Origin of the sequence: Solirubrobacter soli DSM 22325 (assembly GCF_000423665.1) — a bacterium.
Lineage (GTDB): Bacteria > Actinomycetota > Thermoleophilia > Solirubrobacterales > Solirubrobacteraceae > Solirubrobacter > Solirubrobacter soli.
On record NZ_AUIK01000001.1, the window covers coordinates 306,098 to 332,314 of the forward strand.

Here is a 26,217-nt window from a genome sequence, read left to right on the forward strand (position 1 = left end):
GCAACTGGTTATACCAGTGCAGCTAGAGCTCGTCGAGCGTACGAAGAACCACTGATAGCCGGTACGCATCGAGCGTGGGGAGCGTTCTCCCCGACAGGTTCAACCCCCACTCGGGCTCGCTCGCGAGCCCTTCGTAGTTCCGATCGACGAGCAACGCGGTCGGTGATGTCCACGCAAGCGACGGAATCAGATACGAGGCCGGCGGCTGGCCGTCGAACAGGAGCACCAGCGCGCCGTAGCGACCCTCCGCGAGGTCGAACCTGCGCTTCTCCCAGAACTGGTAAGTCACTTTTCGGAGGCTGCGAACGTGCACTTCGATCGCGCGTCCACGGCCTTGGGCGGTGATAATCGAGCCCTCGCGAGTCGTCGAATAGCCACTGCGCTCGAGCGCGCCGGCGACGACCTCTCGGGCGCGATCGCGGACCTCTCCGCGCGACAGGGTGGACCACTGCCAGCCTTCGCCAGTCATCCGCGAGAGCTTTCCATACCGCTCAGCCGACTGACGTATACATTTCGCCGATGGCACGCTACGGCATCCCTGGAGTGGGACGCGAGCACGTTGACTTGATGGGCCGCCGTTGGGCCGAGCGGTGCCTCGTCGAGGACGGCTCGCTGCTTTTCGACGACCGCTCATTCTGGACAGTGGATGCCCTGCTCGAGTTGCAGGAGCGGCTCGAGCAGCCGTCGGACAGCGATGAAAGTCGGTTTGGTACGCGTCTTGCATCACAGCTGTCGGATGCCAGCGACGACGTTCGTTGGCTTGCCGGCGAGGCGATCGCCGTCTACGCAATGCCAGCGTTCCGGATCATGAAAGCGCCGAAGAAGGCTGAGCTTGTTCGCCGGGCGCTCGGACACCTCGATCCGACCTCCGCGCCACACTGGCCGGAGCTACGCGCCGCCTTCGAGCAAGGCTATGGTCACCCTGGAGCGCGCTACAACGCCCGGCGCGATCTCCAGCTCGCTTACCTTCTCGACTTCAGCCTCCGAATGAAGCGCCTTACTGTCGAGGACCGGGGCAAGACTCTCGACGACCCGTGGAGGCTCGAGGCGTTCGCCGACGCCGGCGACCCCGGGCTGCGGGTACAGATGCGGCACGTGCTCCTCCACTTGCTCCGACCGGACGACTTCGAACGCGTGTTCAGCGGTGAACACAAGCGTCAGATCGTCGAGGCCTTCGCTGACGAAGTCCAAGCCGCCGGAGGCCAATTGCGCGAAGATCGCGACCAGCGACTCTTCGACATCAGGCACTACCTCGAAGCACAACGCGAACCGGGATCGCGGCCCGTCGATTTCTATGAGGGTCCGTATTCCCAACAGTGGCGAGACGCCCGGCCCGACCCCGAAGACGACACGGACGATCAAGACGAGGGCCCGCGTTGGTTCTGGGTCAACCAGGGCAAGACCTGGACCGCCGAACGAGACGACGGCATCCTGTGGGCGCCACTGCGCTCAAAGAACGGGATGATGCTCCATCACTGGGAGCGCATGACCGACGTTCGACCGGGCGACTGGATCGTGCACTACAGCGCGGCGATCCGTGCGATCAGCCACGTCACCGCCGCCGCTGTCCACGCAACAAAGCCGGACAGCCTGAGCGGTGGTGAGTGGGAACAAGAGGGACGTCTCGTCCGAGCCGAATACCGCACGCTGCAGCAGCCGATTCCGCTGAGCGAGATCCCGATGGAATGGCGCGCCGGCGGCCCGTTTACCAGCGTCGGCTCCGTTCAGCAGGGATATCTCTTTCCCCTGAGCCGTGGCTTCGTCGAGTTCTTGCAGGCGACGTTCGACGAGTTCCGGGAAGCGATTGGGGGAGGAGTCATCCCGCCGCCTCCACGTGAGCCGAGCCTGGCGGAGATCAACGCCTCGTTCGTCGAAGCCGTCCAAGAATCCGGATTGCTGATCGCGAGCGAGCGCGTGCAGGGAGTGCTCGCCGCCCTGGTCGCGAAACCGTTCGTGATCCTCGCCGGTCTATCGGGCAGCGGAAAGACGCAGCTCGCTCTGCGGCTTGGCGAATGGTTGAGCGCACCCAATCGTCCACGCTCACTCGTGGTCCCGGTCCGTCCAGATTGGACGGGGCCGGAGAGCCTCTTTGGCTACGAAGACGCGCTGCGTCCACCGGCGCCGGATGGTCGGCGTGCATGGCACGTCCCCGCATCGCTCGCGTTCATGCTCGACGCCGTATGCCATGCGCAGGACCCGTATCTCCTGCTCCTTGACGAGATGAACCTGGCTCACGTCGAGCGGTACTTCTCGGATTTCCTCTCCGGAGTCGAGAGCGGGGAGCCGGTGCTTCCGAACCTTGAGCGGATGGACGGTGCATGGCATGTCCGAACAGACGAGCCAGCAGAAGTCGCCCTCCCCACCAACCTGTTCGTCATCGGAACCGTAAACGTCGACGAGACGACCTACCTCTTCTCGCCGAAGGTGTTGGATCGTGCCTTCACGTTCGAGGTACGGACCCAGACGGACGAGTTGCTCGAAGAACTCGCGAAGCCGACGCCCGCGTTGCCGGCAGATCCCGCCGTCGTTCGTGGATTCGCGCGTATCGCGAAGGACCCAAGCTGGCACCTCGAGCATCCGCATCCAGCGCGCGCCGAACTGGCCGCCGCACTTAAGCGCTTGCATGCCGCGCTGTCGCTCACGGGCGACGAGTTCGGGCATCGCGTCTTCTATGAGGCGTTGCGCTTCGCGGCATGCCTGTCTGGAGCGGGAAACGGAGACAGTGACGACGCGCTGGACCTGATCGTCTTGCTCAAGGTATTGCCGCGCATCCATGGCTCGCGCCGTCGCGTTGAGCCGGTACTACGACGGCTCACCCGCTTCACCGAGAACCCAAGCGCGTCGGCACAGGAACTCGAAAGTGAGGAGCCGAGCAGCGCCGACATTCGGCTCCGTGCTACACGCGCGAAACTCGATCGCATGTCGCGGACGCTGCTCGCGAATCAATTCGTGAGTTTCAGTGAGTGACGACCTTCGTGTCGCTTCGTTGCCGTTGCGCGACGACACTGGTCGCGCCATAGGAACGCTAGAGCTTGCAACTCGCCCGCGGCAGGATCCCGCGGCGCTGGTTGACCGGTCAGGCGACAGCAGCCGACTTGCGTCGGAACCCGTCGTGCAAACCCGCGAGGCACAGGGATATCGGTATCGGGTGACACTCGACGACGAGGCCCCGGTGCGGATCGAGCCCGCCGAGTTGTTCAAGCCCGACGACAACACCGGTCGGGCCGGGGAGTTCGCTCCCGCCGAAGCTGTCGGACACCTCGCCGTCGAAGTCATCGCGGGCAATCGTCGGTCTTCCACAACGCTCGAAGTGCGCAGCGCAAAACTCGAGTACGAGACGGAATACCGGCAGATGCTGCGTGACGTTTCGGAGTTCGCAGCAGAAGCGCTCGTACAGGGTTTCCAACCCGCCGCCGGCGCTTTCGAATCGAGCGAATCCGCATCAGCCGAGTTGCTTTACCGGCGCTTCGCGATGGTCCACGCCCGACTTAGCGACACCGACTTCCAAGCTGCCATCGGACACATCCTCAGTCGTCCGCACCAGGCGTGGCAGAGCGAGACTGAGTATCGACCGCCCTCTTGTCCACTAGGCGGAGGTCATGCGCTCCAACGGGCCCTCGTGAGAGGCCGTCCGCGCCGCGATTGGCCTGACGCACCGCCTGGGACGTCGCTGAACAGCCTGCCGCGGAACGTCGAGGTCACACGCCATGAAACAACCCCAGACACCCTGCCGAATCGTCTGGTGCGTTTCGCCTTGGATGATTGGCGAGCGGTCGCGCTGATTACGCGTGACGCTGCCAGGCACCTCAGTGGGGCGCCACGGCGACGCGCTCTCGACGCGACTGCGCAGGTGCTTGAGCGACTCGACGAATGGCTCGCCCACCCGTTGTTTCGCTCAGTTGGCGCGTTGACGACGTTTCCTCAGGGCAACCAGGTGCTGTTGAAGCGGGAGGGTTATCGCCAACTCTTCGCAGCCTGGATGGTGTCCAGCGCCGGCGCCGATCTCGCAATTGATCTCGAAGATCCGGTGCGAATCAGCCAGCGCAGCGTCGCCACAATGTACGAGTACTGGTGTTTTCTCCAACTCGCGAACTTGCTGGCGGACATGTGCGGGCAGGCAACTGCGAGCCATTCGCTGTTTCACTCGGTCAGCGGCGGCATGGCCCTTGGGCTGCGGAAGGGCCAGACCTCGCAGTTGGAGTGGGAGACGACGATCGCCGGCCGACGTCTGAAAATCGGGCTCTTCTTCAACCGATCATTCAAGGCAACGGACAAGCCAGGTAGCGGATCGTGGTCGCTCGAACTGCGGCCCGACTGTTCCGTTCGCATTCGTCCCCTAACAGGGCTATCTGGTGGCGACTCCGACCGCTTTGAGACTTGGCTGCACTTCGATGCGAAGTATCGCGTCGATCAAACCCAGGCAGCGGCGGCCGATCTCGTCCTCTCCGACGACGTACAGCCAGTCGAGAGCCTCGGCCTCAGCAAGACGGCAGACCTCGTGAAGATGCACGCGTACCGCGATGCGATTCGCTCTTCGGCCGGCGCATACGTGCTCTTCCCGGGCACCACGGTGAAGCGTTTCGCTCTTGACTCAGAAGCGCTCCCAGGCATCGGGGCGTTTCCGCTGCGGCCGGCAAATGATGGCGGCGGCGTGTCCGGGCGTGACGAGCTACGCGGGTTCCTCAATGAGGTGCTTGTTCACGCGGCGAGTCAGGCAACGCGCTACGAACGACGCCGATTCTGGGAGCGGCGCGTGGCGATCGGAGAATCGCTCATTCCGGCCCCTGCACCTCCTATGGATTGGCTGGAACTCCCACCGGCAGACACGTCGGTTCTGCTGGTGGAGGTCGATCATCGTGACGAACTCGAGGCCGTTCTGATGTCGCGCGAATGCGCGCTGCCAAACCATCGGGTCGACACGTCGGCGCAATTGATTCTGTTTCACGGCGACGTCGTGACCGATCGGTGCCTCTTTCGTCGCGTCAGCGAGTGGTACTCGGGCCGGAACCCGTTCGCGGAGGTGGCCATGTGCTGTCGCGTGGAGCCCATCGATGACGCCCCGCGGTGGATTCGCGATATCGACCTCACGCAATTCCTGGCCGTCGACCACCCCTGTGTCCTCTCTTGGCTGGACCTCGCTCGAACCGCGTCGGCCGGCAGCTAATCGCTACGAAACTGCATCGCAACCGCAACGAAACACACGTTCGCGTCCACCCTGACCGAACGGCGTTGTACGGTCGTTCCCGGATGATCGACGGCGAGCCGGGGGCGGCGTTCACGGACGAGGTGGTGGTGCGGCGGCTGCGCTTCGCGGCCGAGGACACCGGCTTCGCGGTCGTGGACGCCGAGCGTGCGAGCGACGACGTCGTCCTCGTCGGGACGCTCGCGCACCTGGAGGAGCGCGAGCGGGTGCGGATCGAGGGGGTGTGGGCGGACGACAAGCGGTTCGGGCTGCAGGTCAAGGTCCGCGTCGCCGAGTCGGTGCCGCCCTCGGGTGACGAGGCGCTGATCGCGTACCTCAGACGCGTCAAGCACATCGGCATGGGCCGCGCCGCACGCCTGCTCGAGCGCTACGGCGACGACGTCCTGTTCGCCATCGACGAGGACCCGGCGGGGGCGTTCCGGGCCGCCGGCCTGAACACGAAGCGCGTCAACGAGGCGATCCGCTCGTGGAACGGGCTCAGGTCCACCCGCGCGCTGCACCTCCTGCTCGCGCCGCACGGCCTGGCGTGGCTCGTGCCGCGGATCGCGGCGGAGTACGGCGACCGCGCGCATGAGGTCGTGCGCCAGCGCCCGTACGAGCTGACGAGCGTCTTCGGCGTCGGGTTCGCGATCGCGGACACGATCGCCCGCGCCGCCGGCGTCCCGCGCGACAGCGTCGGCCGCAAGCGCGCGGCCGTCATCCACGTGCTGAGCGAGGCCGAGCGGGACGGCTCGACCTGCCTCCCCGTCCCCGATCTCGCCACCGCGGCCGGGAAGCTCCTCGGTGGCCCGGCGCCCGATGCCGAGCTGCTCCAGGACATGTTCGCCGCCGACCAGATCCACCTCGAAGAGGACGACGTCGTGTGGGCCTACCGCCCGCCGACGGCCGCGCTGGAGGCCGAGCTCGCAGAGACCATCCGCCGCCTTCGCGACGCCGAGTCGGTCCTGAAGCCGCCGGCGGCGAGCACGGACGATCTCGTCCCGGCCCCAGAGCAGTGGGATGCGGTGGAGGCCGCGTTCGCCTCCCGCATGTCGATCGTCACCGGCGGCCCCGGCACCGGCAAGACCGCGACCATCCGGTTGATCTGCGCCGCGGCGAAAGCGCAGCGCGCATCGATCGCGCTCGTCGCCCCCACCGGCCGCGCGGCCCGCCGCATGGCCGAGTCGACCGGCATGGACGCGTCGACGATCCACTCCGCCCTCGGGTGGATCCCCGGCCAGGGGCCGACCAAGGACGAGATCGACGCGGACCTCCTGGTCGTGGACGAGACGAGCATGGCCAACCTCGAGCTGCTCGTCACGCTGCTGCGCGCCGTCGGGGACGACATGCACGTCGTCCTCGTCGGCGACGCGGACCAGCTGGCGCCGGTCGGTGCCGGCAAGCCGTTCGCCGAGCTCGTCGCCACCAAGGTCGTCCCCGTCGCCGAGCTCACCCACATCTTCCGGCAGGCGGCGGGAAGCATGATCGTCCGCGGCGCTCACGCCGTCCGCCGCGGCGAGCAGCCGAACTTCACCCCCGGCGAGAACGTCAAGCGCGACCTGTTCCTGATCGAGCGCACCGACCCGGGTCAGGCGCTGGACGAGATCGAGTCGCTCGTCACCCAACGGCTCCCGAACCACTACGGCGTCGACCCGCTGACCGACATCCAGGTCTTCGCCCCGATCTACCGCGGCGCGCTGGGCATCGACGCGATCAACACCCGGCTCCGCCACGCCCTCAACTCGCGCGGCGAGCCCGTCCTCGGCGGCCGCCTGCGGATCGGCGACAAGCTGATGCTCTCCGGCCGCAACCTGCACGAGCTCGGCCTGATGAACGGCACGATGCTGCGCCTGCTCGAGCATCGCGACGAGAAGCTGATGGTCGCCGCCGACGGGCTGATGGTCGAGCTGCCCGAGGAGGAGGCGCCACGCCTGCAGCTCGCGTACGCGTGCTCGATCCACAAGGGCCAGGGGATCGAGCTGCCCGTCGCGATCGTGATCGCCCACCCGGCCGCGGGCCCCTACTTCCTGCGCCGCGAGATGCTCTACACCGCGATGACCCGGGCGAAGGTCGCCACGCTCGTGATCGGCACCCGCCAGGTGGTCGCCCGCGCGGCGGCGACACCCGACACGTCACGGCGCTTCTCACGCCTCGGGGTTAGGCTTGCGGAAGCGTGACGGTACGTGTTCGCCTTGGCGCAGGGCTGGCGCGCCTTTCGGCCGCGCCTTTGCGGACCGTCGAGGTGGCCGAGGGCGCCACCGTCGCCGATCTCTTCGCGCGGCTCGCCGACGACGAGCCTGAGCTCGCACCCGCCCTGCGCTCCGTGCTGCCGGTCGTGGCGGGCGAGCACGTGACCCGCGACCAGATCCTGGCCGATCGCCAGGAGGTCGCGCTCCTTCTACCCGTTTCCGGAGGTTGAGGCTGATGGCGATCGAGACGACGACCCGGCGCACCGTGGTCGTGGACACCTTCACGGATGGCACGCTCGGCCCGGATGTGCCGATGGCCGGCCCGGTCGCCGACGGCGGGCACATCGTCTGGAACTCGGCGCCCGGCTGCTGGGGGCCGATGATCACCCCGGCGATCAAGGGCGGGCACGAGGTCTGCACGCCCGTGTTCGTCGAGGGCGCCGAGGTGGGCGACGCGATCGCGATCCGCATCAAGGACATCGCGGTGACATCGCTCGCGACCGCCTCCGGCAACGACCAGGCGATGGAGGGCCGCTTCAACGGCGACCCGTACTGCGCGCCGGTGTGCGCGAGCTGCGGGACCGAGTGGCCGGAGACGCGGATCGAGGGGATCGGCCAGCAGGCTGTGCGGTGCGTCAACTGCGGCGCCGACGCGACCCCGTTCACCTTCACCAACGGCTACACGGTCGCGTTCGACGGTCAGCTCGGCGTGACCGTCGACCAGGCCCGCGCGGAGGAACTCGCCCACGACGCGAAGCGCGCCGCCGCGCTCCCCGACAACTCTGTGCAGAACCCGATCCTGACGTTCGCGCCGCACGACATCGTCGGCCTGGTGACGCGGATGCGCCCCTTCCTGGGCCAGCTCGGGACCTCGCCGTCGACCACGCTGCCCGACTCGCACAACGCGGGCGACTTCGGCGCCTTCCTCGTGGGCGCGCCGCACAAGTTCGCGCTCGACGCGCAGGCCTTGCAGCAGCACAAGACCGACGGCCACCTCGACATCGACGCCGTCCGCGCCGGCGCGACGCTGATCTGCCCGGTGAAGATCCCCGGCGGCGGTGTCTACCTCGGCGACATGCACGCGATGCAGGGCGACGGCGAGATCGCCGGCCACACCGCCGACGTGGCGGGCACCGTGACGTTGCAGGTCACCGTGATCAAGGGCCTCGGGATCGATGGCCCGGTGCTCTTCCCGCTCGAGGAGGACCTCCCGTTCCTGGCCAAGCCGCTGACCGCCGCCGAGCGCTCGCGCGCCGAGGCGCTGGCCGCGCGCGAGGGCGTCGGCGCGATCGAGGACTCGCTGCCGATCTCCGTGATCGGCACCGGCCCTGACCTGAACTCCGCCACCGACAACGGCCTGCGTCGCGCCGCCGAGCTGCTCGGCCTCAGCGTGCCGGAGGTCATGAACCGGGCGACGATCGCGGGCGCCATCGAGATCGGCCGCGCGCCCGGCGTCGTCCAAGTGACGTTCCGTGCGCCGGCAAGCGCTTTGCAGGCCGCCGGACTGAAGACCTACGCCGAGGAGCTGTATGCCTGAACGTGACGGATTCGCCCCGGGGACACCTAGCTGGGTCGATCTCGCGACGCCCGACGTCGACAACGCCGCCGCCTTCTACGGCGAGCTGTTCGGCTGGACGACCGAAGCGACCGGCACCGTCGAGGAGACCGGCGGCTACCGCTTCTTCCTCTCGGGCGGCAAGAAGGTCGCCGGGGTCAGCCCGCTCATGCAGGACGGCCAGCCCGTCGTCTGGTCGACCTACTTCGCCACCGACGACGTCGACGCCCTGGCCGATCGCGTGAAGGAGTTCGGCGGCGAGTCCTTCTTCGACCCGATGGACGTGATGGACGCCGGCCGGATGGGCTTCTTCGGCCACCCCGCCGCCGGCGCGTTCGGCGGCTGGCAGGCCGGCAACCACAAGGGCGCCGAACTCGTCAACGAGCCGGTCAGCCTCGCCTGGAACACACTGATCACACCCCATCCCGAGGACGCCGCGGCGTTCTTCGGCGTCGTCTTCGGCCTCGCCACCGAGACCCAGCGCTTCGGCGGCGACGAGTACGTCCTCTTCATGCTCGGCGACCACGCCGTCGCCGGCCTGATGTCCCCACCTCCCGGCATGCCCGAGGGTGCCCCGGCGTTCTGGGGGGTCTCCTTCGCCGTCGAGGACGCCGACGCGACCGCCGCCCTCGCGATCGAACGCGGCGGATCAATGCTCCAGGAGCCGTTCGACATGCCGGACATCGGCCGCATCGCGACCGTCACCGACCCCTGGGGCGCCTCCTTCAGCGTCGCCGCACTGCAGTCGTAGAACGCCAGCCGGGCGCGGCCCCTACCGCGCCCGGCGCCCGCCGGCGGGGGTGGCAAGGAAAACCGTCCTCTGAGGACGGTTTCCCTGGCCACCCCCCGGAGCCCGCGCGCCGCCTCACCCCGCGCCCGCGCGGACGATGCGCCGGCCGATCAACGACGAAGGGCGCGGGCTCTCGCCCGCGCCCCAGTCCACGCGCTCTCGACGCGGTCTCCCGCGCCCACTGCGCGCTTCACAGCGCTCCCGCCGCGAAGCCGGTGACCACAGCCGGCGTCGCGGTGTCGAACCCGACGATGTCGAGCATCCCCGGGTCCTCCGGGTCGGCGATGGTGAAGCCGTTGGCCACCATGCCGACCACGACGAGACGCGCCGCGATCCCAGTGCGCTCGCGGTACTCGCGCAGCGCCTGGGCCGGGTGGACGGAACCCGCCCACGTCTCGGAGTCCGTGTAGACCACGAACGTGTCGATCTCGCGCCCGGTCTCGAGCGCGTAGCGCATCGGCAGTGCGCAGTCGGTGCCGCCGAAGGGCAGGTCGGACACGGCGCGCACCGCGTCGTCCAGGCGCTGGCGCGGGCTGATCGCCAGTGGCGCCAGCCCGTCCTGGGCCCAGCCCCAGCGCTGGGTGCCGGCCTTCCACCCGCCCGCGTGGAAGCCGACGATCTCGTGCCGGGACTCGGTGGCCGCGGTCACCAGCGCCATCGCCGCCGACGCGTCACGCGGCGTCAGACCCGGCACGCCGGCGATCCAGCTGCCGGCCATCGAGCCCGACACGTCGAGCGCGAGCAGCATGCGCTTGTTCGCCGGCTCGACGGTGCCGAACGCCATGTAGAACGCGGCGTCGAGCGCGTCGATGACCTGCGCGACCGGCACCCACTCGTGCTGACCGCGGAACCCACGACCGGCCGAGTACGTGCGCAGCGCCGACAGCACGGCGATCGGGTGCACGCGCGCCTTGCGCAGGCGCTCGCCGTCCCCGAGCTGCGCGACCACGTGCTTGGTCGCGTTGGAGCCCGGGACGAGCACGCCCACGCGGGTCAGCGTCGCGAGGTTGCGGATCAGCGCTCCCGTCGGCATGTGCTCGAGCAGCGCCGCCCACACCTCCTTGCTGTCGAGGAAGTCCGGCAGGACCGCCTCGCGCGGGAGCGCGTACTCGCGGATGAGCTTCGCCGTCTGGCGCGCGTCCTTCGCGTGCTGAGCGGCGGTGAAGCCCTCGACGATCCGCGGCAGACCGTCCGCCTCGGTGCGGCGCACGATCCACTCGAACAGCTGCGCGTGCTCCGGCGTCTCCGCGACCGGGTGCGCCAGGCGCAGGAGGTCGCGGTGGGTCATGCCGTCGCGCTGGCGGTACTTGACCGCCTGGTACGCGAGCTGGTCCGGCGCCTGGTCGAGGTACCACGTCGCGATGCCGCGACGCAGCGAGCGGCCCCAACCACGGAACCCCTCGACGAAGCGGGCGAACGCGAACAGGTGCGTGCTCGTGCGGCACACGAGCGGCAGCGACGCGAGCGCGGCCTGGCGCGTCGCGTCCTCGGTGGCCGACGCCGCCATCGCGAGCGCGAAGATCGCCGGATCGTTCTTGGCCGCACGACCGTCACGGCTGATCGCGACGATCTCGGCGATCGCGCGCGGGCCGTCGCTCTCGACGCAGCGCCACACCGCGGTGGCGTTCTCACGCGCCAGCGTCAGCTCGCCCGCATAGAAGGAGCCGCCCTCAGAGCCGAGGATCAGGAAGCGGCGCAGGCGCGCCCAGTCGTCGATCGCCCAGGCGTAGCCACCCGCCGAGTTCGGCACGAGGCCGGTGCGGTTGCGCGCGAAGCGCATCAGGTAGTTCATCGAGGGTCCCTCCTTTCTGGTTGTCGTAGGTGAACGCCGCGGTCGTGGTGTGGGGCCGGATACGCCCTTCGCGGGCAACCTCTGACAGGAGATAACCGGCCTCCTCCGGCCCGCGGCGAACGGGGTTGCTGCGGTCGTGTGAGCACGCCCGGGTCAATTCCGGCGCTCTACGAGCTCCTCCGGATCAGCGATAACCGGAACGCTCCGGCCCGCAGCAGGTGCGGTGACCGCGGTCAAGCACACCCGGCTGGATTCGAACCAGCGACCTCTGCCGTCGCAGGGCAGTGCTCTAAGTCCGCTGAGCTACGGGCGTGTGTTGGTGGATTCAGTTGTCAAGGAACGAAAAAGGGCGACCCTTCCGGATCGCCCTCGTGCGGAGCCGTCAAGTGTCCGAGCAGGCGCTCAGGCAGGGACGGACCTCCGGACGAGGTCGGTGGGCGTGCTGGCTCGGTGCAGTCGTTCAGTCATGCGGTGGGCCAGAGTAGGGGCTCGTGACGATCGACGCAAGTGGGCGCCGGGTTCGAGTCTTTGACAGTCGTCGGATGTGTTGATCGGGCTTTCCGCCCGCAGGCGCTCGCCAGCCCGCCCGACCGGTGAGAGAGTGGTGATTGCACGTCACTCACAGGGGAGGGGACCTCGTGAAGCGAACCGTCGCGGCCGTCGCGCTCGGTGCCTTTGCCGTACTCGCAGCTCCGGCTCTCGCCGAGCCGGTCAACCTCGCGGCGCCCGGTCTCGTGCCGGTCACCGTGACCGATCCGTCAGCCTCGATCGCAGGCGTCGCCCCGGCCCGAAGCGGCCTCGCCGACGGTCGCGTCGTGGCCCACTACGACAAGCAGGCGCTGATCCGCGCGGGTGCCTTGAACGCCTCGACCACCCGCCTCGTCGCCTCCGACGGCTCGGCCGTCGCGGTCGAACCCGAGGTCGTGTTGGAGGTCAAGGTCACCGGCAGCAAGAGCCGCGTGCGTTCAGTCGCCGGTCCGGGCGCGCTCGAGCCGCTCGTCTCCGACGCCGATTTCTCCGCGCTCTCCGCCAAGGCCCGGGCGCGGGGTCGCTCGGTGCCCGACATGCGCGCCTGGCAGCGGCTGACGTTGCCCGCGGGCACCGACCCGAACGCGGCCATCGAGGAGCTGCTCGCCTCCGGCCAGGTGTCCGACGCGTACGTCGCGCCCGACATGGCGCCGCCGCCGCAGACCGCGCCGACGCCTGACTTCACGAACATGCAGGGCTACCTGCGCCCCGCGCCTCAGGGCATCGACGCCGACTTCTCCCGCAAGGACCCCCGCACCCGCGGCGCCGGCGTGACGATCGCGGACCTCGAGTACTACTGGACCGCCAACCACGAGGATCTTCAGCTCGACCCGATCGCCACCGACCTCGGCAAGACCGACTACCCGCAGTACACGGGCTTCGCCGACGAGCACGGCACGGCGGTCTTCGGCGAGATGGTCGCCAAGGACAACGGCTACGGCGTCACCGGCGGCGTGCCGGACGCGACCATGCGCGGCATCTCGCCCACCCGCGCCCGGCCCCAGGGCGGCACGACCTACAACACCGCGGCCGCGCTCACCTACGTCGGTCAGTTCCTCAAGGCCGGCGACATCGTCCTGGTCGAGCAGCAGACCCCCGGCCCGGCGGGCGGCACCGCCTACGTGCCGATCGAGTGGACGCAGGCGAACTTCGACGCCATCAAGGGCCTGAGCGCCCTCGGCATCATCGTCATGGAGACCGGCGGCAACGGCGGCCAGGACCTCGACAGCGCCCCGATGCTCGGCCGCTTCGACCGCGCCGTCCGCGACTCCGGCGCGATCATCGGCGGTGCCGGCAGCGCCACCACCCACGCCGCGCTGAACTTTTCCTCGTACGGCACGCGCGTCGACCTTCAGGGCTGGGGCGAGCAGATCACCACCACCGGCAGTGGCGGCAACCTCTTCGGCGGCACCGCCCCGGAGAACCTGACCCGCCGCTACACCCGCTCCTTCAGCGGCACCTCCGGCGCCGGGCCGATCGTCGTCAACGCGATCGCCGCCGTCCAGTCCTACCTGAAGGCGACCGGCCAGCCCGTCTACGACAGCGCCAAGATGCGCGACCTGCTCCGCCGCACGGGCACGGCCGCCACCGGCACGCGGATCATGGGGCCGCTGCCGAACCTCGCCGCCGCTCTGAAGGACATCGAGGTCGACGCTCCGGTCGTCACCGCGGCGCTCTCCCCCACACCGGTCGACGGCTGGTACCTGAACCCGACGATCACCCTGACCGCCGACGACGGCTGGGGCGTGGGCGTCAAGCCGAACAGCATCGAGTACCGGCTCGACGGCGGCGCCTGGACGCCTTACACCGCTCCGTTCGCAGTGCTCTCGCCCAACGCCCACGTGCTCGAGACCCGCGCCCAGGACCTCAAGGGCAACACCGCCGTCAGGTCCGTGTCGTTCAACGTCTACGACCTCGACACCGGGGCCGACGGCAGCGCCGGCGGCGCCGTCCCCGCCACGCTCTCCCTGACCCTCGGCGGCGCCGCCGGCTTCGGCGCCTTCACTCCGGGCGTCGACAAGACCTACGCCACCTCCACCACGGCCAACGTGATCTCCTCCGCCGGCGACGCGACCCTCACCGTCGCCGACCCCGCGGCCGCATCACCCGGCCGCCTCGTCAACGGCGCGTTCGCCTTGACCGACCCGATCCAGGCCGCCGCCAACACGGGCACCTTCGCCCCGGTCACCGGGACCGGCCTCCCGCTCTTGACCTACGCCGGCCCGATCTCCAACGACACCGTCACCCTCGGCTTCCGCCAGCACATCGGCGCCAACGAACCGCTCCGCACCGGCACCTACGCCAAGACGCTCACGTTCACCTTGTCCACCACGACCCCATAGCCGTACCTCCGATGACCCACTGCGCCGGCGCGACCTCTCCACGCGCCGGCACACCCTCCCGCGCGTCATTCCGTCTCGCCGCGGCGCCGGGCGCGCCACCGTGCGATCAGGCCAGGCCGGGGCGGTTCGACCTCTTCGCGCAGCGGCAGGCGGCCGGCCTTGCGCTCGCGCATCACGCACTCGGCGTGCGCGTGGCGGCGGCGCCGGTCGTCGCCCTCGGGCTTGATCAGCATGTGCGCGCTCATGGACGACAGGAACCGGTCGCAGAACGGGCAGCGGTAGGTCGCCGGCTTCAGGTTCTGGGCCGGCCGGATCGTCCACCAGCGGGGCGCGTCGGGCACGCGCCCATGGTGGCGTACGTCAGTGGTTGCGCAACGCGTCGATGAGCTCGCTCTTGTTCATCTTCGAACGACCTTCGATGCCGATCTCCGCGGCGCGCTTGGAGAGATCGTCCTTGCTCCAGTCGTCGTAGGAGCCGGACTTCCCGCCCTTCTGCGCCGTCGCGTGCCGGTCGGAGTTGGCGATCCGCGCCGCCTTCTCCTTGCTCGCGCCCTGATCGCGCAGGGCCTCGTACTGCTCTGGGTCCTTGACGCTCGGACCGGGGCTCTTCTGCGGTGCCATGCACCAGGGCCTACCCGCGCCGCCCCGTGATTCACGGGGGGTGGTCAGGAAAAGCGTCCTCTGAGTCAAGTAATCCTCGCCACCCCCCGGTCAAACCGCCGCACCGCGAATCCGCGCCGCGCGGCATCACTCAGCCGCCCGCCACCGCGCCACGCCCTCGCCGCCCACCGGGTCATCGGGCGGCGCGCCCAGCGCGGCGATCCGCGCCCGCGCGGCATCGCCCGCCTCGCGCAGCAGGTCGTAGTCCTCCTGCCCGGCCGGGTACGCGCCCATCACGCGGAAGCCGTCGGCGTCGCGGGCTCGGCGGTGACCGGTGCCGGCGGGCAGGACGAGCACGTCGCCCGCCTCGACCTCGAAGGCCTGCCCCTGCGGCCCGCCGAGCTCGATCGTCGCGTTGCCCGAGAGCACCGCGAGCGCCTCGTGCGAGGTCGAGTGGAAGTGATGGAAGTCGAACACGTTGCTCACCCACGTCCCACCCCAGCCATGCTCCGCGAACCGCCCGCGCGGGTCGTCCAGCGACAACCCGCGATAGACCAGCACCGCGAACCGCGGGTTGTTCGGAATCGGGTCGCCTGGCGGCGCGAGCCAGGTCTCGAGCCGCACGTCAGTCGTCGTACGCGTCGCTGGTCAGCGCGGCGAACGCGGCCCCCTGCGGGTCGGCCAGCACGACGAACCTCCCGGCGGGAACCTTGACGGGCCCTGTGCGGACCTGTCCGCCGAGTCCGACGACCTCATCGATCAGCCGCTCGACGTCCTCGTGGCCGAAGTACGGGAGCCAGTTCGGCGGGACCGAGCCCATGCGCGGGTCGATCGCCATGATCCCGCCGTTGGAGTGCTCGCCGTTCTTGATCACGCGATAGCCGCCGGCGCCCGGGATCTCGTCGATGGCCCAGCCGAACAGATCGCCGTAGAACGCGGACGACTCCTCAGGTTCCGGCGTCAGCAGGTCGTTCCACGCAAGCGCGCCCGGCGCGTTGACCAGCGTGGCCCCGATGTGGCTCTTGGGCTCCCACAGGCACAGCGCGGCACCCACGGGATCGATGATCACCGCCATCCGCCCGACATCGAGGACGTCGAACGCCTCGGCGGCGATCGTCGCCCCGAGCTCGGCCGCGCGCGCCGCGCTCGCGTCCGCCGACTCGACCGTCACGTAGCAGTTCCAGTGCGGCGGCTGGTCGGCGGTGAACAGCGCCGCGACGTCCTTGCCCTCGCGCAGCGCGGTCGAGTACACCGAGCCGTCCGGAATCGGGTTGTCGCGGTAGTCCCAGCCGAAGACGCCCGTGTAGAAGGCCTTGGCGGAGTCGGCGTCGCTCGTCACCAGCTCAGCCCAGGAGAACGTCCCGGGCGCGTAGCTCGTTCGGTCACCCATGCGACGATCCTACGCGCGATGCCCGAGACCTACACGGACCGACCACTGCTCTCTGACAAGTTCGACGAGGCCTTCCTGCTCGCCACGAACCACCACCGGCGACAGCTGCGAAAGGGGACCGACGTCCCGTACGTCTCCCACCTCCTGGCGGTCAGCTCGCTCGTCCTCGAGATGGGCGGCAGCGAGACCGAGGCGATCGGGGCGCTCCTGCACGACGCCGTCGAGGACGGCGGCGGACAGCCCATGCTCGAGCGCATCCGCGCCGAGTTCGGCGAGGACGCCGCCCGCATCGTGCTCGCCAACTCCGACAGCGACACCGAGCCCAAGCCGCCCTGGTACGCACGCAAGCGGGCGTACATCGACGCGATCGCCCACAAGCGCCCCGACGAGCTGCGCGTCTCGCTCGCCGACAAGCTCCACAACGCGCGGGCGATCCTGCTCGACTACCGCACCCACGGCGACGGACTGTGGGACCGCTTCAAGGCCGGCGAAGGCGACTCGATCCGCTGGTACTACCGCTCCCTCTACACGGCGTTCGACGCCCGCCGCGACGATCTCGGCGATCGCGCCGTCCCAGCCCTCGAGGAGCTGGGCCGGACCGTGGCCGAGATCGACCGCCTCGCTAGCTGACCTCGGCCGCCACCCGCTCGTCGGTACGCACGCCCGGCTGCTCCGGAGCGGCGTCGAGCTCGGCGTTCGCCCGCCCGCTGATGCCGTCCTTGAACTCGCGGATGCCGCGGCCGAGGCTGCGCCCCGCCGAGGGCAGGCGCTTGGGGCCGAGGACGAGCAGGGCGATGACGGCGACGATCGCCAGTTCCATGGGTCCGATGTTGGGCATGCCTGAAGGATTGGCACAGTCCCTGGCCCGCCTTAGTGCATTTCCTGTGAAGTCGCTGAGCGGTGACGTTCGAGCAAGGCCCGCACCGCGTCCGGATCCCGGGGCTGCGGAACCAGGTCCTCCCAGCCTTCGAACGCCTCCGCGAGCGCCGCGCCCGCACTGACCTGCTCGTAGCGATGGTCGCCGCGCTGGGCGAACACGCGCCCGTCCGCCGCGATGTGGAGATACCGGCGCGTGGCGACCACCTTGTACGCGTGAAGCTCCGCGCCATCGTCGAGCTCGAGCGCGTGCATCCACATGAACCCGGTGACGAGCTCCTTGCCGACGAGCCCCAGGAGCGGCTCCCAAGAGGGCTTGATCCCTCGCTTGACCTGTGCCTTGTGCATGGCCGGCAGCATCGGTCCTGTCCCTGCAACGGGACAAGACCGCTTTGTGCCGGAACTGCAACTTAAGTGTGACTTTTCTACGCAGTCGTGTGCAACGACTCGATCGCGGCGTTGAATGTCGCGCTCGGCCGCATCACGGCGTCGGTCTTCTCGCGATCGACGAAGTAGTAGCCGCCGAGATCGACTTCGGACCCCTGCGCGCCATTCAATTCCGCCACGATCTTCTCCTCGTCCGCCGCCAGCCGCTCCGCGAGTGGCGCGAACGCTTCGCCGAGCTCGTCGTCGGCCGCCAGCGCCTGCGCCCAGTACAGAGCGAGGTAGAAGTGCGAGCCGCGGTTGTCGAGCTCGTTCACCCGCCGCGACGGGGACTTGCGCTCTTCGAGCAGCTTGCCCGTGGCCTCGTCGAGCGTGCGGCCGAGAATCGCCGCGCGCGGATTGTCGGTCGCGTCCGCGAGCTTCTCCAACGACACCGCCAGAGCGAGGAACTCACCCAGCGAATCCCAGCGCAGGTGGTTCTCGCGGACGAGCTGTTGGACGTGCTTCGGCGCCGAGCCGCCGGCGCCGGTCTCGAACAGTCCGCCGCCGTTCATCAGCGGCACGATCGAGAGCATCTTGGCGCTCGTACCGAGCTCGAGGATCGGGAACAGGTCGGTGAGGTAGTCGCGGAGCACGTTGCCCGTGACCGAGATCGTGTCCTCGCCGCGAGCGGCGCGCTCGAGCGTGAAGCGCGTCGCCTCGCGCACCGGGAGGATCTCGAGCTGCAGGCCCGCCGTGTCGTGCTCGGGCAGGTACTCGCGCACCTTCCGCAGCACCTGCGCGTCGTGGGCGCGCGTCTCGTCCAGCCAGAAGACGGCGGGGACGCCCGTCGCCCGCGCGCGCTCGACGGCCAGGCGCACCCAGTCGCGCACCGGCGCGTCCTTGGTCTGGCAGGCACGCCAGATGTCGCCGGCCTCGACGTCCTGCTCGAGCAGCACATCGCCGGCCGCGTTGACCACGCGAACGACGCCGGGCGCCTCGATCTCGAACGTCTTGTCGTGCGAGCCGTACTCCTCGGCCTTCTGCGCCATCAGCCCGACGTTCGGCGTCGTGCCCATCGTCGACGGGTCGAACGCGCCGTTCTCGCGACAGAAATCGATCGCCTCCGCGTAGAGCGCCGCGTAGGAGGAGTCGGGGATGACCGCCTTGGTGTCCTGCTGTTCGCCGGCGCTGTTCCACATCTGGCCCGAGGTGCGGATCATCGCGGGCATCGACGCGTCGATGATCACGTCGGACGGGACGTGCAGGTTCGTGATGCCGCGGTCGGAGTCGACCATCGCCAGGGCCGGGCCGCTCTCGATCCCGGCCTTGATGGCGGCCTCGACCTCCGGGGACGCGCTGGCGAGGATCGCGCCGAGGCCGTTGTTGGGGCTCGGCAGCTCGGGGTGGGCGGCAAAGACCTCGGGGAAGAACGCGCGGACCGCGTGGCCGAAGATGATCGGATCCGAGACCTTCATCATCGTCGCCTTCATGTGCAGGGAGAAGAGCACGCCCTGCGCCTTGGCCTCGGCGATCTGCTCGGCCAGGAAGGCGTCGAGCGCCGCGCGCTGCATCACCGCGGCGTCGACGATCTCGCCCGCGAGCACGGGGACCCGCTCCTTGAGCACGGTCGTGGCGCCGTCGGCGCCGACGAACTCGATCCGCAGCGTGTCGTCCGCGTCAACCGTGACCGACTTCTCGGTGGAGCGGAAGTCGCCGCCGGACATCGTCGAGACGTGCGACTTGGACTCGGTGGACCACGCGCCCATCGAGTGCGGGTGCTTGCGGGCGAATGCCTTGACGGAAGCGGGCGCGCGGCGGTCGGAGTTGCCTTCGCGCAGGACGGGGTTGACCGCGGACCCCTTCACGCGATCGTAGGCCTCGCGCGCGGCGCGCTCGTCGTCGGTGCTCGGCGAGTCCGGGTAGTCGGGGACGTCGTAGCCCGCGTCCTGGAGCTCCTTGATCGCGCCCTTCAGCTGCGGGATCGAGGCGCTGATGTTGGGCAGCTTGATGATGTTCGCCTCGGGCGTCTTGGCCAGCTCGCCGAGCTCCGCGAGCGCGTCCGCGACGCGCTGCTCGTCGGTGAGGCGGTCGGGGAACTGCGCGAGGATCCGGCCGGCGAGCGAGATGTCGCGCAGCTCGATGTCGACGCCCGCCTGGCCGGCGAACGCTTCGATGATCGGCAGGAACGAGTGCGTGGCCAGCGCCGGCGCCTCGTCCGTGTAGGTGTAGATCAGCTTCATCAGAGCCTGCCCGAGTTCGGAATCGCGAGGCAGTGCAGGCTATCGGCGATACTCAGGAGGCGATGGCCTACGCCCCACCCGCCCGCCACCTGCTCCGCGCGAAGGACCTCGCCGACAACCGCTACGCCGACCAACTCGACGTGGAGGACATGGCCAAGGCGGCGGGTCTCTCCAAGGCCCACTTCTCGCGCGAGTTCAAGGCCGCGTTCGGCGAATCGCCGCACGTGTACCTGCTCACGCGCCGGTTGGAGCGCGCGGCCGCGCTGCTGCGGACGACCGACCGGAGCATCTCCGACATCTGTTACAGCGTCGGCCTGCAGAGCCTCGGGTCGTTCACGACGAGCTTCACGCGGATGTTCGAGAAGTCCCCCGCCGCGTACCGCGCGTCGTTCCCGCCCGCGGTCTCGCGGGTGGTCGTGCCGTCGTGCGTCGTTCGGGCGTACGGCCGGCCGCAGCACCGCCCGGCCGGGCGCGGCTGAGACAGCACAATTCGAGAAGACACGCCCGCCGCCGCAGGGCTAGCTTGCGGAGCATGAAGATCGCCACCACGCAGGTCTGGGTCAACGACCAGGATGAGGCTCTGGCCTTCTACACCGAGAAGCTCGGCATGGAAGTGCAGTCCGACGTGACGATGCCGGAGATGGGCAACTTCCGCTGGCTGACCGTCGCCCCGAAGGGCCAGGACGTCGCGATCGTCCTGATGGCCGTCCCCGGCGCGCCGATCATGGACGACGAGACCGCGCAGCAGGTGCGCGAGCTCACGGCCAAGGGCTTTGCCGGCACCGTGTTCCTCACCACCGAGGACGTGTACGCCGAGGTCGAGGCGCTCAAGGCCCGCGGCGTCGAGTTGGTCGACGAGCCGGAGGAGCGCCCGTACGGCATCGACTGCTCGTTCCGCGACCCCTCGGGCAACCACTTCCGGCTCACGCAGCTGACCGAGTTCTGAGCCGCAGCACGGGCGCCGGGACACTCCCCGCCCGGCGCTCTGTGCGCGCCCGGCGCGGTTCGTCGGGCGCGCCGCGGCGGCGCGGGTGGCGGGCGCGGGGCGACGAGCGGCAACGCGCCAGCTCTCGCGACCGCGCTCAAGGTTCGGCCCCCGCCTGCCGATAACAGTCGTAGACCGCCCGCCGAGGCGGTTTCTGCGTTAACGCACCGCGCGGGCTCATCGGCAGGCGCGGGGCCCAGTTGCCGGCCGGCCTTGGGCCGCCGCGGCGTCACCGGGACGCAGTGAAGCGGGCGATCCGCCGGCTCGCCTCGCGCAAGCGGTCCTCCGGCTCGTTCGTGAAGATCAGCCGCACGAAGTGCTCGCCGAAGTCGTCGGAGCCCCAGCCCTGCATCGGGGTCACGGCGACGCCCTCGGACGCCAGCAGGCCGGCGGCGAACGCGACGCCGGTCATCGGGCGCGTGTCGAACAGGCAGTAGTAGCCGCCCTCGGCGGGGATCACGCGGCCGGCAGGCAACTCGGACAACAGCGCCGCCTGGCCGCGCTCATAGGCGTCCACCAGGGCCTCCTGCCACGCCTGGTCGCCCGAAAGTGCCGCCGCGGCACCCGCCTGGCCGAACCCGCTGGGCATCACCCCGTTGAAGATGTGGACGTCCTCCATCGCGCGCATCACGGGCCGCGGGCCGAGCGCCCACCCGACGCGCCAGCCGGGCATGCCGTAGTTCTTCGACATGCAGCCGACGAGGACCGTGCGCTCGCGGGGGCCGGGCAACGTCACCGAACGCCCGCCGAACACGACCTTGTCCGCGCTTCCGTTGAAGACGATCCAGGCGTCGTTCACGACGGCGACCTCGGAGATCGCGGCCACCTCCGCCTGCGTGAACACCGTCCCGGACGGCATGCACGGCGAGGCGAAGAAGAGCACGCGGCAGCCGCGCGCGTCCTCGCGCAACCGCGACAGATCGAGACGCCATGACGCGTCGAGCGGCGTGAACGCCTGCACTCCGCCCGCCAGCCGCACCCGCTGGGCCATCCCGCTGTAGGTCGGGTTGGTCAGCAGCACCCGGTCGCCCGGGTCGATCAGCGTCAGGAGCGCATTGAGCAGCGACTCGCCGGCCCCGCACGACACGACGATCTCGCCCTCAGGGTCGTACGAGACGCCGAAATCGGCGGCGTACCGCGAGGCGATGGCAGAGCGCAGCACACCCAACCCTCGCAGCGGCAGATACGAGTTGAACTCGTCCACGCCGACGGCCGAGCGTGTCGCGTGCAGGACATGCGAGGGCGGCGTGAAGCACGTGTCGGCGTTCTCGAGCCGGAACACCTCGTCGCCCAGCGCGTCCGCCTGATCGGCGACGTCCGCCATCGTCATCCGCAACATGCTTTCCACGCGCTGAGAGATCATGTGAATCGCTCCGGTGTGAGTTCAGAGAACGTCGGCGGCGTGTCCGAACCGTGCATCGCCGCCGCCAGCCACGCCGCGGTGGCGGGAGCGGCCTGCATGCCGAGCGAGCCGTGCCCGCCGTGCACCCAGACGCCGTCCCACGACCCCGCGACCGGCAGTCCGTCCGGCGTCATCGGCCGCAACCCCCACCACGCGCGGACGATCCGCGTCCGCAATCCCGGCGCGACCTCGAGCACCCGCGCGGCGATCCGGCGCGGCGCGTCCACCCCCTCGACGGCGTCGCGCAGCGAGGTGGACAAGGACGCGCCGAGCAGCCCGTCGCCGCCAGGACGCGGGCACAGCAGCGCGCACTCGCCGATCGGGACGTCGACGCGGCCGGACGCGACGTCGGCGATCGGCGTCGGCTCGGCGGCCTGCCCGAGCACGACCTGGTCCGGCCAGGAGACCTCCTCGACGATCCACGGGACGTCGAGCCGCTCGGCCTGCATGAGCCACCCGCGGCCTGCCTTCACCGGCACGCGCACGAGGTCGGCGAGCCACGGACCCGCGGCGACGACGACCGCGTCGCAAGCCACCGGGCCCTCGTCGGTCAAGACGCCATCGGAGGCGACGCGGCCGACCCGCACGCCGGTCCGCACGCGAGCGCCCGCCGACCGGGCGGCCTCGGCGAACGCGCGCGTCGCGTCCTCCGGCTCGACCGTCCCGGCGCCTGTGAAGACCTGCCCGCCCAGCACGGAAGGACCGAATGCCGGGTAGGCCGAGCGCAGTTCATCGCCGCTCACCGCGGTCGCGCCGCCGATGACCGCGGCCTTCGCGGCGGCCAAGGACACTTGCGACGGCGTCCGCGCCAGCAGCAACTCCTCGCGAGGCGTCCACTCGAAGCCGATCGAGCGATACCCGTCCAGCGATGCGGAGAACATCGCCGCCACCGCCGGCTCGGTCTGGTGCAGCAACGTCCCCGTGTTGCGACCCGAGGCGCCCGCGGCCAGCGAGCCCTGCTCGAACAGCGTCACCGCGACACCACGCCGTGCGAGCTCCCATGCGATGGTTGTGCCCGCGATGCCTCCACCCACGACGACGACCTCGGTCATGACTTAGAGTGTTCCATATATGGACCAGGTGATCAAAGCCGTCGCCGAGAACGTCCGCAGCCTGCGGCTCGCGCGCGGCCTGTCGCTGAACGAGCTGGCGGCGGCGAGCAAGACCGGAAAGGCAACGCTCTCCCGCATCGAAGCAGGAGATGCGAACCCGACGGTCGAGACGCTCTACGCCCTCGCGGACGCGCTCGGCGTGCCCTTCGGCTCACTCACCGCCACGACCGGTCCACAAGTGGAACACATCAGGGCTCAAGACCTCGCCACCGTCACCGGAGCCGTGCACGCCAAGGTGCTCACGCAGGCGACCGGAGCCAGGCTCGTCGAGGCGCTCGACATCGTCTTCCCCGCCGGTCAGGTCCGCCACGCGAACGCGCATCCGAAGGGCGTGATCGAGCACATCCTCCTCACCGAGGGACGGCTGCGAGCCGGGCCGACGGGCGCCGAACGGGAGATGGACGCCGGCGACGTCCTGCGCTTCCCCGGCGACGTCCCGCACTCGTACGAGGCGCTCGACGACCGGCCCGCGCGCGCGATCGCGCTGATGGCCTACTAAGCAGCACGATTCGAGAAGACGTGGCGAGCCCTCGACCGTACCTTCAACGCCATGAACACTTTCGCCACCGCACAGCTCTGGGTCAACGATCAGGACGAGGCCCTCGCCTTCTACGTCGACCAGCTCGGCTGGACGGTCCGCGAGGACCTGACGCCGCCCGAGCTCGGCGGCTTCCGCTGGCTGACCGTCGCCCCGAAGGCCGACTCGGACACCTCGGTCGTCCTGATGGCGATCCCCGGCGAGCCGGTCTTCTCCGAGGAGACCGCCGCGTCCGTGCGCGACCTGCTGGCCAAGGGCGCCGTCGGCGCGATCTTCCTCACCACCGACGACGTCCAGGCCGAGTACGAGGCGCTGAAGGCGCGCGGCGTCGACCTCCCCGAGCCGACGCAGCAGCCGTGGGGCATCGACACCGGCTTCCGCGACCCGTCCGGCAACCACATCCGCCTCGCGCAGCGCGTGGACATCCCGGCGGCCGTGTGATGTGCATGTACGGCCCGCCGCGCTCATTCTCGGGCGCGGACCGCATCACCTACCCGGCTTCCGGGGACGACCGGGACGATCTCGAAGTCGGCGAGGTCCTCCCAGTTGGCGACCCACGCCTGGAGCTTGGTGAGGTCGTCGCACTCCATGAGCTGGAAGCAGCGCGTTAGATCCGCGGTCACGTAGCTGGACACGAAAGTCAACCCCTCCTCCGGCATCAGGCGTCCGTCCCGCTCGAACCGTTCGTAGATGGGGCGGGCGCCGTTGACGAAGTGCTCGATCACCATGAAATGCATGGGGGCGAGTTTCTCGCGTCTCCGTCTACAGAGGGAAATGACTCCACTCCACCAGCTCGTCGACGCGCTGCTCGAATCGACCGACCCGGTCTTCTCGATCATCGACGACGTCGACCTCGCCCCCGACGCCCGCGGCGCGCTGAGCGCGATCCTCGCGCCGCTCGAGCAGCTCTACCAGCCGCAGGACCTGCTCGTCGCGACCGCGGTCCTGGAGGCGGTCGCGCCGCTGCTGCACCAGACGGAGATGCTCCTCGCGGCCCCGCCCTCCGGCCGGCCCGTGTAGGTGCCGGCCCGTGTAGGTGTTGCACTCTCACCGTAGGTGTTACACGTCGTGCTGTGCCGACTGGCCGGCCGTCGGATCGCGCCGCGAGCTCTTGCTGCGACTCGTCGAGAAGGGCAGGCCGCCATCGCCGCGGAGAGCGCCGACGAGACCGCGCGACGCGCCGACGAGACCGGGTTGAAGCTTCCCGACTGCTGCGTCCTGCTGGCTGCGGAGTCGGCACAGGCAAGACTTGTGACGCTCGACGAACGCCTCGCGCGAGTGGCAGCGAGTCGCGGCCTCACCTGAAAAGATGCCTATGCTGGTGACGTGATCGACCCTCGCCCACTGCTCGGAGAGCCGCTGCCGCTCGACCTCCTCAACACGACGTGGATGGCCGGCGACGAGCTGCGCGACCTGCTGACGGACGAGGCGGGCGCACGCGTCTTCCTCGACGCGCACGGATTCGACGCCCCCGCGGACGCGGCCGCGCGGCGCGCGCTGCGCGAGGCGCGCGAGGCGATCCGCACCTGGCTCTCGGACCCCGACTCGCCCACGGCCCGACATGCGGTCAACGCCGTGCTGGCGCGGGGTTCGCAGCGGCCGGTGCTCGGTCCCGGCGGCGCCGGGGTGGAGGTCGACGCCGCCGCCGCGTGGCGGGTGCCGTGGATCTGCGCCGCCGCGATGGTGACGCTCCTCGAGACCCGCGCCGACCGCATCCGGGGCTGCGCGAACCCGGACTGCGTGCTCTGGTTCCTGGACACCTCGCGACCCGGGACGCGGCGCTGGTGCTCGATGGCCGCGTGCGGCAATCGCGACAAGGCGATCCGCCACGGCCGGAGTCACCAGTAATTTTGACTTAACCGGTATCAACGGCTAAGGTGGTGAGCATGACAGCGCTCGCCACCACGTTCGCCACCGGCCACGTCGGCCTCAACGTCGCCGACCTCGACCGCTCCGTCGACTTCTACGCCGGCATCTTCGGTTGGGCCGTCAAGGGCCGCGGCGACGGCTACGCGTTCCTGGGCGATGAGGACCGGCTGATCCTCACGCTCTGGCAGCAGAGCGACGGCGCGTTCGCCACCGACCGGCCTGGCCTGCATCACCTGTCGTTCGAGGTGGACTCGGTCGAAGCCGTCAAGGCCGCGGAGACGCGGGTCCGTGACGCCGGTCTGAAGCTCTACCACGACGGGATCGTCCCCCACGGCGAGGGGGCGTCCAGCGGCGGGATCTTCTTCGAGGACCCCGACGGCATCCGGCTGGAGATCTTCACGGGCGCCGGCGTCCACGGCACCGCGCCCACCGGCGCGGCCCCGACCTGCGGGTTCTTCTAG

The 26,217-nt window shown here is 69.7% G+C and carries 27 protein-coding genes and 1 tRNA gene; 15 read left to right on the forward strand and 13 right to left on the reverse strand.

The window, feature by feature from the left end; genetic code table 11:
* Positions 1-22: 22 nt before the first annotated feature.
* Positions 23-469: a DUF4365 domain-containing protein gene (locus G569_RS62165; protein ID WP_157591748.1), complete on the reverse strand. Its 447-nt coding sequence runs from the start codon at positions 467-469 to the stop codon at positions 23-25.
* Positions 470-519: 50 nt separating this feature from the next.
* On the opposite strand from G569_RS62165, the gene G569_RS57025 reads away from it, so the two are divergent.
* The 6 genes from G569_RS57025 (at position 520) to G569_RS0101540 (ending at position 9,677) form a co-directional block, all read left to right on the forward strand.
* A complete protein-coding gene (locus G569_RS57025) occupies positions 520-2,967 on the forward strand; it encodes an McrB family protein (RefSeq protein WP_157591749.1) in 2,448 nt (815 codons plus the stop codon).
* Between the two features lie 181 nt (positions 2,968-3,148).
* A complete protein-coding gene (locus G569_RS60745) occupies positions 3,149-5,164 on the forward strand; it encodes a DUF2357 domain-containing protein (RefSeq protein WP_169542041.1) in 2,016 nt (671 codons plus the stop codon).
* Positions 5,165-5,247: 83 nt separating this feature from the next.
* Positions 5,248-7,359, forward strand: coding sequence for an SF1B family DNA helicase RecD2 (recD2, locus tag G569_RS0101525; protein ID WP_028062099.1), 2,112 nt, complete (start codon positions 5,248-5,250; stop codon positions 7,357-7,359).
* 50 nt (positions 7,360-7,409) lie between these two features.
* Positions 7,410-7,601, forward strand: coding sequence for a MoaD/ThiS family protein (locus tag G569_RS0101530; protein ID WP_037494162.1), 192 nt, complete (start codon positions 7,410-7,412; stop codon positions 7,599-7,601).
* Positions 7,602-7,606: 5 nt separating this feature from the next.
* Positions 7,607-8,908, forward strand: a complete 1,302-nt coding sequence (locus G569_RS0101535) for an acetamidase/formamidase family protein (protein WP_028062101.1) — start codon at positions 7,607-7,609, stop codon at positions 8,906-8,908.
* Positions 8,901-9,677 carry a VOC family protein gene (locus G569_RS0101540; protein ID WP_028062102.1) on the forward strand — a complete coding sequence of 259 codons (777 nt, stop codon included), beginning with the start codon at positions 8,901-8,903 and terminating at the stop codon, positions 9,675-9,677. Before G569_RS0101535 ends, G569_RS0101540 begins: the two co-directional genes overlap by 8 nt.
* Positions 9,678-9,906: 229 nt before the next feature.
* Here G569_RS0101540 and G569_RS0101545 read toward each other — a convergent pair whose 3' ends face one another.
* Both G569_RS0101545 and G569_RS0101550 read right to left on the reverse strand, forming a co-directional pair.
* Entirely contained in the window at positions 9,907-11,508 is a 1,602-nt protein-coding gene (locus tag G569_RS0101545) for a TROVE domain-containing protein (RefSeq protein WP_053225692.1), read from the reverse strand.
* Between the two features lie 238 nt (positions 11,509-11,746).
* Positions 11,747-11,821, reverse strand: a tRNA-Arg gene (locus G569_RS0101550).
* A gap of 325 nt (positions 11,822-12,146) precedes the next feature.
* Between G569_RS0101550 and G569_RS57030 the strand changes: the two genes are divergently transcribed.
* Positions 12,147-14,378 carry a S8 family serine peptidase gene (locus tag G569_RS57030; RefSeq protein WP_053225693.1) on the forward strand — a complete coding sequence of 744 codons (2,232 nt, stop codon included), beginning with the start codon at positions 12,147-12,149 and terminating at the stop codon, positions 14,376-14,378.
* A 65-nt stretch (positions 14,379-14,443) separates the two neighbouring features.
* Here G569_RS57030 and G569_RS44755 read toward each other — a convergent pair whose 3' ends face one another.
* The 4 genes from G569_RS44755 to G569_RS0101575 form a co-directional block, all read right to left on the reverse strand.
* Positions 14,444-14,719 carry an Rv1322 family protein gene (locus G569_RS44755; protein WP_037494164.1) on the reverse strand — a complete coding sequence of 92 codons (276 nt, stop codon included), beginning with the start codon at positions 14,717-14,719 and terminating at the stop codon, positions 14,444-14,446.
* A gap of 19 nt (positions 14,720-14,738) precedes the next feature.
* Complete coding sequence (locus tag G569_RS0101565) at positions 14,739-14,999, reverse strand: DUF7218 family protein (RefSeq protein WP_028062104.1); 261 nt, start codon at positions 14,997-14,999, stop codon at positions 14,739-14,741.
* Positions 15,000-15,125: 126 nt separating this feature from the next.
* A complete protein-coding gene (locus G569_RS0101570; protein ID WP_028062105.1) occupies positions 15,126-15,602 on the reverse strand; it encodes a cupin domain-containing protein in 477 nt (158 codons plus the stop codon).
* Position 15,603: 1 nt separating this feature from the next.
* Complete coding sequence (locus tag G569_RS0101575) at positions 15,604-16,368, reverse strand: VOC family protein (RefSeq protein ID WP_028062106.1); 765 nt, start codon at positions 16,366-16,368, stop codon at positions 15,604-15,606.
* Between the two features lie 18 nt (positions 16,369-16,386).
* Between G569_RS0101575 and G569_RS0101580 the strand changes: the two genes are divergently transcribed.
* Positions 16,387-16,998, forward strand: coding sequence for an HD domain-containing protein (locus G569_RS0101580; RefSeq protein WP_157591750.1), 612 nt, complete (start codon positions 16,387-16,389; stop codon positions 16,996-16,998).
* On the opposite strand, the gene G569_RS0101585 is transcribed toward G569_RS0101580, so the two are convergent.
* The 3 genes from G569_RS0101585 to G569_RS0101595 all read right to left on the reverse strand — a co-directional run bounded on the left by G569_RS0101585 (position 16,991) and on the right by G569_RS0101595 (position 19,850).
* Positions 16,991-17,188: a Sec-independent protein translocase subunit TatA/TatB gene (locus G569_RS0101585; protein WP_245602335.1), complete on the reverse strand. Its 198-nt coding sequence runs from the start codon at positions 17,186-17,188 to the stop codon at positions 16,991-16,993. The genes G569_RS0101580 and G569_RS0101585 overlap by 8 nt on opposite strands.
* Before the next feature lie 50 nt (positions 17,189-17,238).
* Positions 17,239-17,592: a hypothetical protein gene (locus G569_RS0101590; RefSeq protein WP_157591751.1), complete on the reverse strand. Its 354-nt coding sequence runs from the start codon at positions 17,590-17,592 to the stop codon at positions 17,239-17,241.
* Positions 17,593-17,669: 77 nt separating this feature from the next.
* Positions 17,670-19,850, reverse strand: a complete 2,181-nt coding sequence (locus G569_RS0101595) for an NADP-dependent isocitrate dehydrogenase (protein WP_028062110.1) — start codon at positions 19,848-19,850, stop codon at positions 17,670-17,672.
* A 62-nt stretch (positions 19,851-19,912) separates the two neighbouring features.
* Here G569_RS0101595 and G569_RS0101600 point away from each other — a divergent pair, with 62 nt between their 5' ends.
* Complete coding sequence (locus G569_RS0101600) at positions 19,913-20,329, forward strand: helix-turn-helix domain-containing protein (RefSeq protein ID WP_037494167.1); 417 nt, start codon at positions 19,913-19,915, stop codon at positions 20,327-20,329.
* Positions 20,330-20,382: 53 nt separating this feature from the next.
* A complete protein-coding gene (locus tag G569_RS0101605) occupies positions 20,383-20,796 on the forward strand; it encodes a VOC family protein (protein ID WP_028062112.1) in 414 nt (137 codons plus the stop codon).
* A 268-nt stretch (positions 20,797-21,064) separates the two neighbouring features.
* Here the strand turns inward: G569_RS0101605 and G569_RS44760 are convergent, their stop codons facing one another.
* Both G569_RS44760 and G569_RS0101615 read right to left on the reverse strand, forming a co-directional pair.
* Positions 21,065-22,174 carry a pyridoxal phosphate-dependent aminotransferase gene (locus G569_RS44760; protein ID WP_053225694.1) on the reverse strand — a complete coding sequence of 370 codons (1,110 nt, stop codon included), beginning with the start codon at positions 22,172-22,174 and terminating at the stop codon, positions 21,065-21,067.
* A gap of 20 nt (positions 22,175-22,194) precedes the next feature.
* On the reverse strand, positions 22,195-23,289 hold the full coding sequence (locus G569_RS0101615) for an NAD(P)/FAD-dependent oxidoreductase (RefSeq protein ID WP_028062113.1): 1,095 nt from the start codon (positions 23,287-23,289) through the stop codon (positions 22,195-22,197).
* Positions 23,290-23,308: 19 nt separating this feature from the next.
* Between G569_RS0101615 and G569_RS44765 the strand changes: the two genes are divergently transcribed.
* Complete coding sequence (locus tag G569_RS44765; protein ID WP_037494169.1) at positions 23,309-23,848, forward strand: helix-turn-helix domain-containing protein; 540 nt, start codon at positions 23,309-23,311, stop codon at positions 23,846-23,848.
* Positions 23,849-23,899: 51 nt separating this feature from the next.
* Complete coding sequence (locus G569_RS0101625) at positions 23,900-24,328, forward strand: VOC family protein (RefSeq protein WP_028062114.1); 429 nt, start codon at positions 23,900-23,902, stop codon at positions 24,326-24,328.
* A 23-nt stretch (positions 24,329-24,351) separates the two neighbouring features.
* On the opposite strand, the gene G569_RS0101630 is transcribed toward G569_RS0101625, so the two are convergent.
* A complete protein-coding gene (locus G569_RS0101630; RefSeq protein ID WP_028062115.1) occupies positions 24,352-24,624 on the reverse strand; it encodes a DUF3303 domain-containing protein in 273 nt (90 codons plus the stop codon).
* A gap of 37 nt (positions 24,625-24,661) precedes the next feature.
* On the opposite strand from G569_RS0101630, the gene G569_RS0101635 reads away from it, so the two are divergent.
* The 3 genes from G569_RS0101635 (at position 24,662) to G569_RS0101645 (ending at position 26,217) form a co-directional block, all read left to right on the forward strand.
* Positions 24,662-24,907, forward strand: coding sequence for a hypothetical protein (locus G569_RS0101635; RefSeq protein WP_028062116.1), 246 nt, complete (start codon positions 24,662-24,664; stop codon positions 24,905-24,907).
* Between the two features lie 306 nt (positions 24,908-25,213).
* Positions 25,214-25,735 carry a CGNR zinc finger domain-containing protein gene (locus tag G569_RS0101640; protein WP_028062117.1) on the forward strand — a complete coding sequence of 174 codons (522 nt, stop codon included), beginning with the start codon at positions 25,214-25,216 and terminating at the stop codon, positions 25,733-25,735.
* Positions 25,736-25,773: 38 nt separating this feature from the next.
* Positions 25,774-26,217, forward strand: coding sequence for a VOC family protein (locus G569_RS0101645; RefSeq protein ID WP_028062118.1), 444 nt, complete (start codon positions 25,774-25,776; stop codon positions 26,215-26,217).

Excerpts from the sequence above, each read along its gene's own strand:
- G569_RS62165 (WP_157591748.1), bottom strand. The coding sequence starts at position 469 with ATGACTGGCGAAGGCTGGCAGTGGTCCACCCTGTCGCGCGGAGAGGTC.
- G569_RS57025 (WP_157591749.1), top strand. The coding sequence starts at position 520 with ATGGCACGCTACGGCATCCCTGGAGTGGGACGCGAGCACGTTGACTTG.
- recD2 (WP_028062099.1), top strand. The coding sequence starts at position 5,248 with ATGATCGACGGCGAGCCGGGGGCGGCGTTCACGGACGAGGTGGTGGTG.
- G569_RS0101535 (WP_028062101.1), top strand. The coding sequence starts at position 7,607 with ATGGCGATCGAGACGACGACCCGGCGCACCGTGGTCGTGGACACCTTC.
- G569_RS0101540 (WP_028062102.1), top strand. The coding sequence starts at position 8,901 with ATGCCTGAACGTGACGGATTCGCCCCGGGGACACCTAGCTGGGTCGAT.
- G569_RS0101545 (WP_053225692.1), bottom strand. The coding sequence starts at position 11,508 with ATGAACTACCTGATGCGCTTCGCGCGCAACCGCACCGGCCTCGTGCCG.
- G569_RS0101565 (WP_028062104.1), bottom strand. The coding sequence starts at position 14,999 with ATGGCACCGCAGAAGAGCCCCGGTCCGAGCGTCAAGGACCCAGAGCAG.
- G569_RS0101575 (WP_028062106.1), bottom strand. The coding sequence starts at position 16,368 with ATGGGTGACCGAACGAGCTACGCGCCCGGGACGTTCTCCTGGGCTGAG.
- G569_RS0101580 (WP_157591750.1), top strand. The coding sequence starts at position 16,387 with ATGCCCGAGACCTACACGGACCGACCACTGCTCTCTGACAAGTTCGAC.
- G569_RS0101585 (WP_245602335.1), bottom strand. The coding sequence starts at position 17,188 with ATGGAACTGGCGATCGTCGCCGTCATCGCCCTGCTCGTCCTCGGCCCC.
- G569_RS0101590 (WP_157591751.1), bottom strand. The coding sequence starts at position 17,592 with ATGCACAAGGCACAGGTCAAGCGAGGGATCAAGCCCTCTTGGGAGCCG.
- G569_RS0101595 (WP_028062110.1), bottom strand. The coding sequence starts at position 19,850 with ATGAAGCTGATCTACACCTACACGGACGAGGCGCCGGCGCTGGCCACG.
- G569_RS0101600 (WP_037494167.1), top strand. The coding sequence starts at position 19,913 with ATGGCCTACGCCCCACCCGCCCGCCACCTGCTCCGCGCGAAGGACCTC.
- G569_RS0101605 (WP_028062112.1), top strand. The coding sequence starts at position 20,383 with ATGAAGATCGCCACCACGCAGGTCTGGGTCAACGACCAGGATGAGGCT.
- G569_RS44760 (WP_053225694.1), bottom strand. The coding sequence starts at position 22,174 with ATGTTGCGGATGACGATGGCGGACGTCGCCGATCAGGCGGACGCGCTG.
- G569_RS0101615 (WP_028062113.1), bottom strand. The coding sequence starts at position 23,289 with ATGACCGAGGTCGTCGTCGTGGGTGGAGGCATCGCGGGCACAACCATC.
- G569_RS44765 (WP_037494169.1), top strand. The coding sequence starts at position 23,309 with ATGGACCAGGTGATCAAAGCCGTCGCCGAGAACGTCCGCAGCCTGCGG.
- G569_RS0101625 (WP_028062114.1), top strand. The coding sequence starts at position 23,900 with ATGAACACTTTCGCCACCGCACAGCTCTGGGTCAACGATCAGGACGAG.
- G569_RS0101630 (WP_028062115.1), bottom strand. The coding sequence starts at position 24,624 with ATGCATTTCATGGTGATCGAGCACTTCGTCAACGGCGCCCGCCCCATC.
- G569_RS0101635 (WP_028062116.1), top strand. The coding sequence starts at position 24,662 with ATGACTCCACTCCACCAGCTCGTCGACGCGCTGCTCGAATCGACCGAC.
- G569_RS0101645 (WP_028062118.1), top strand. The coding sequence starts at position 25,774 with ATGACAGCGCTCGCCACCACGTTCGCCACCGGCCACGTCGGCCTCAAC.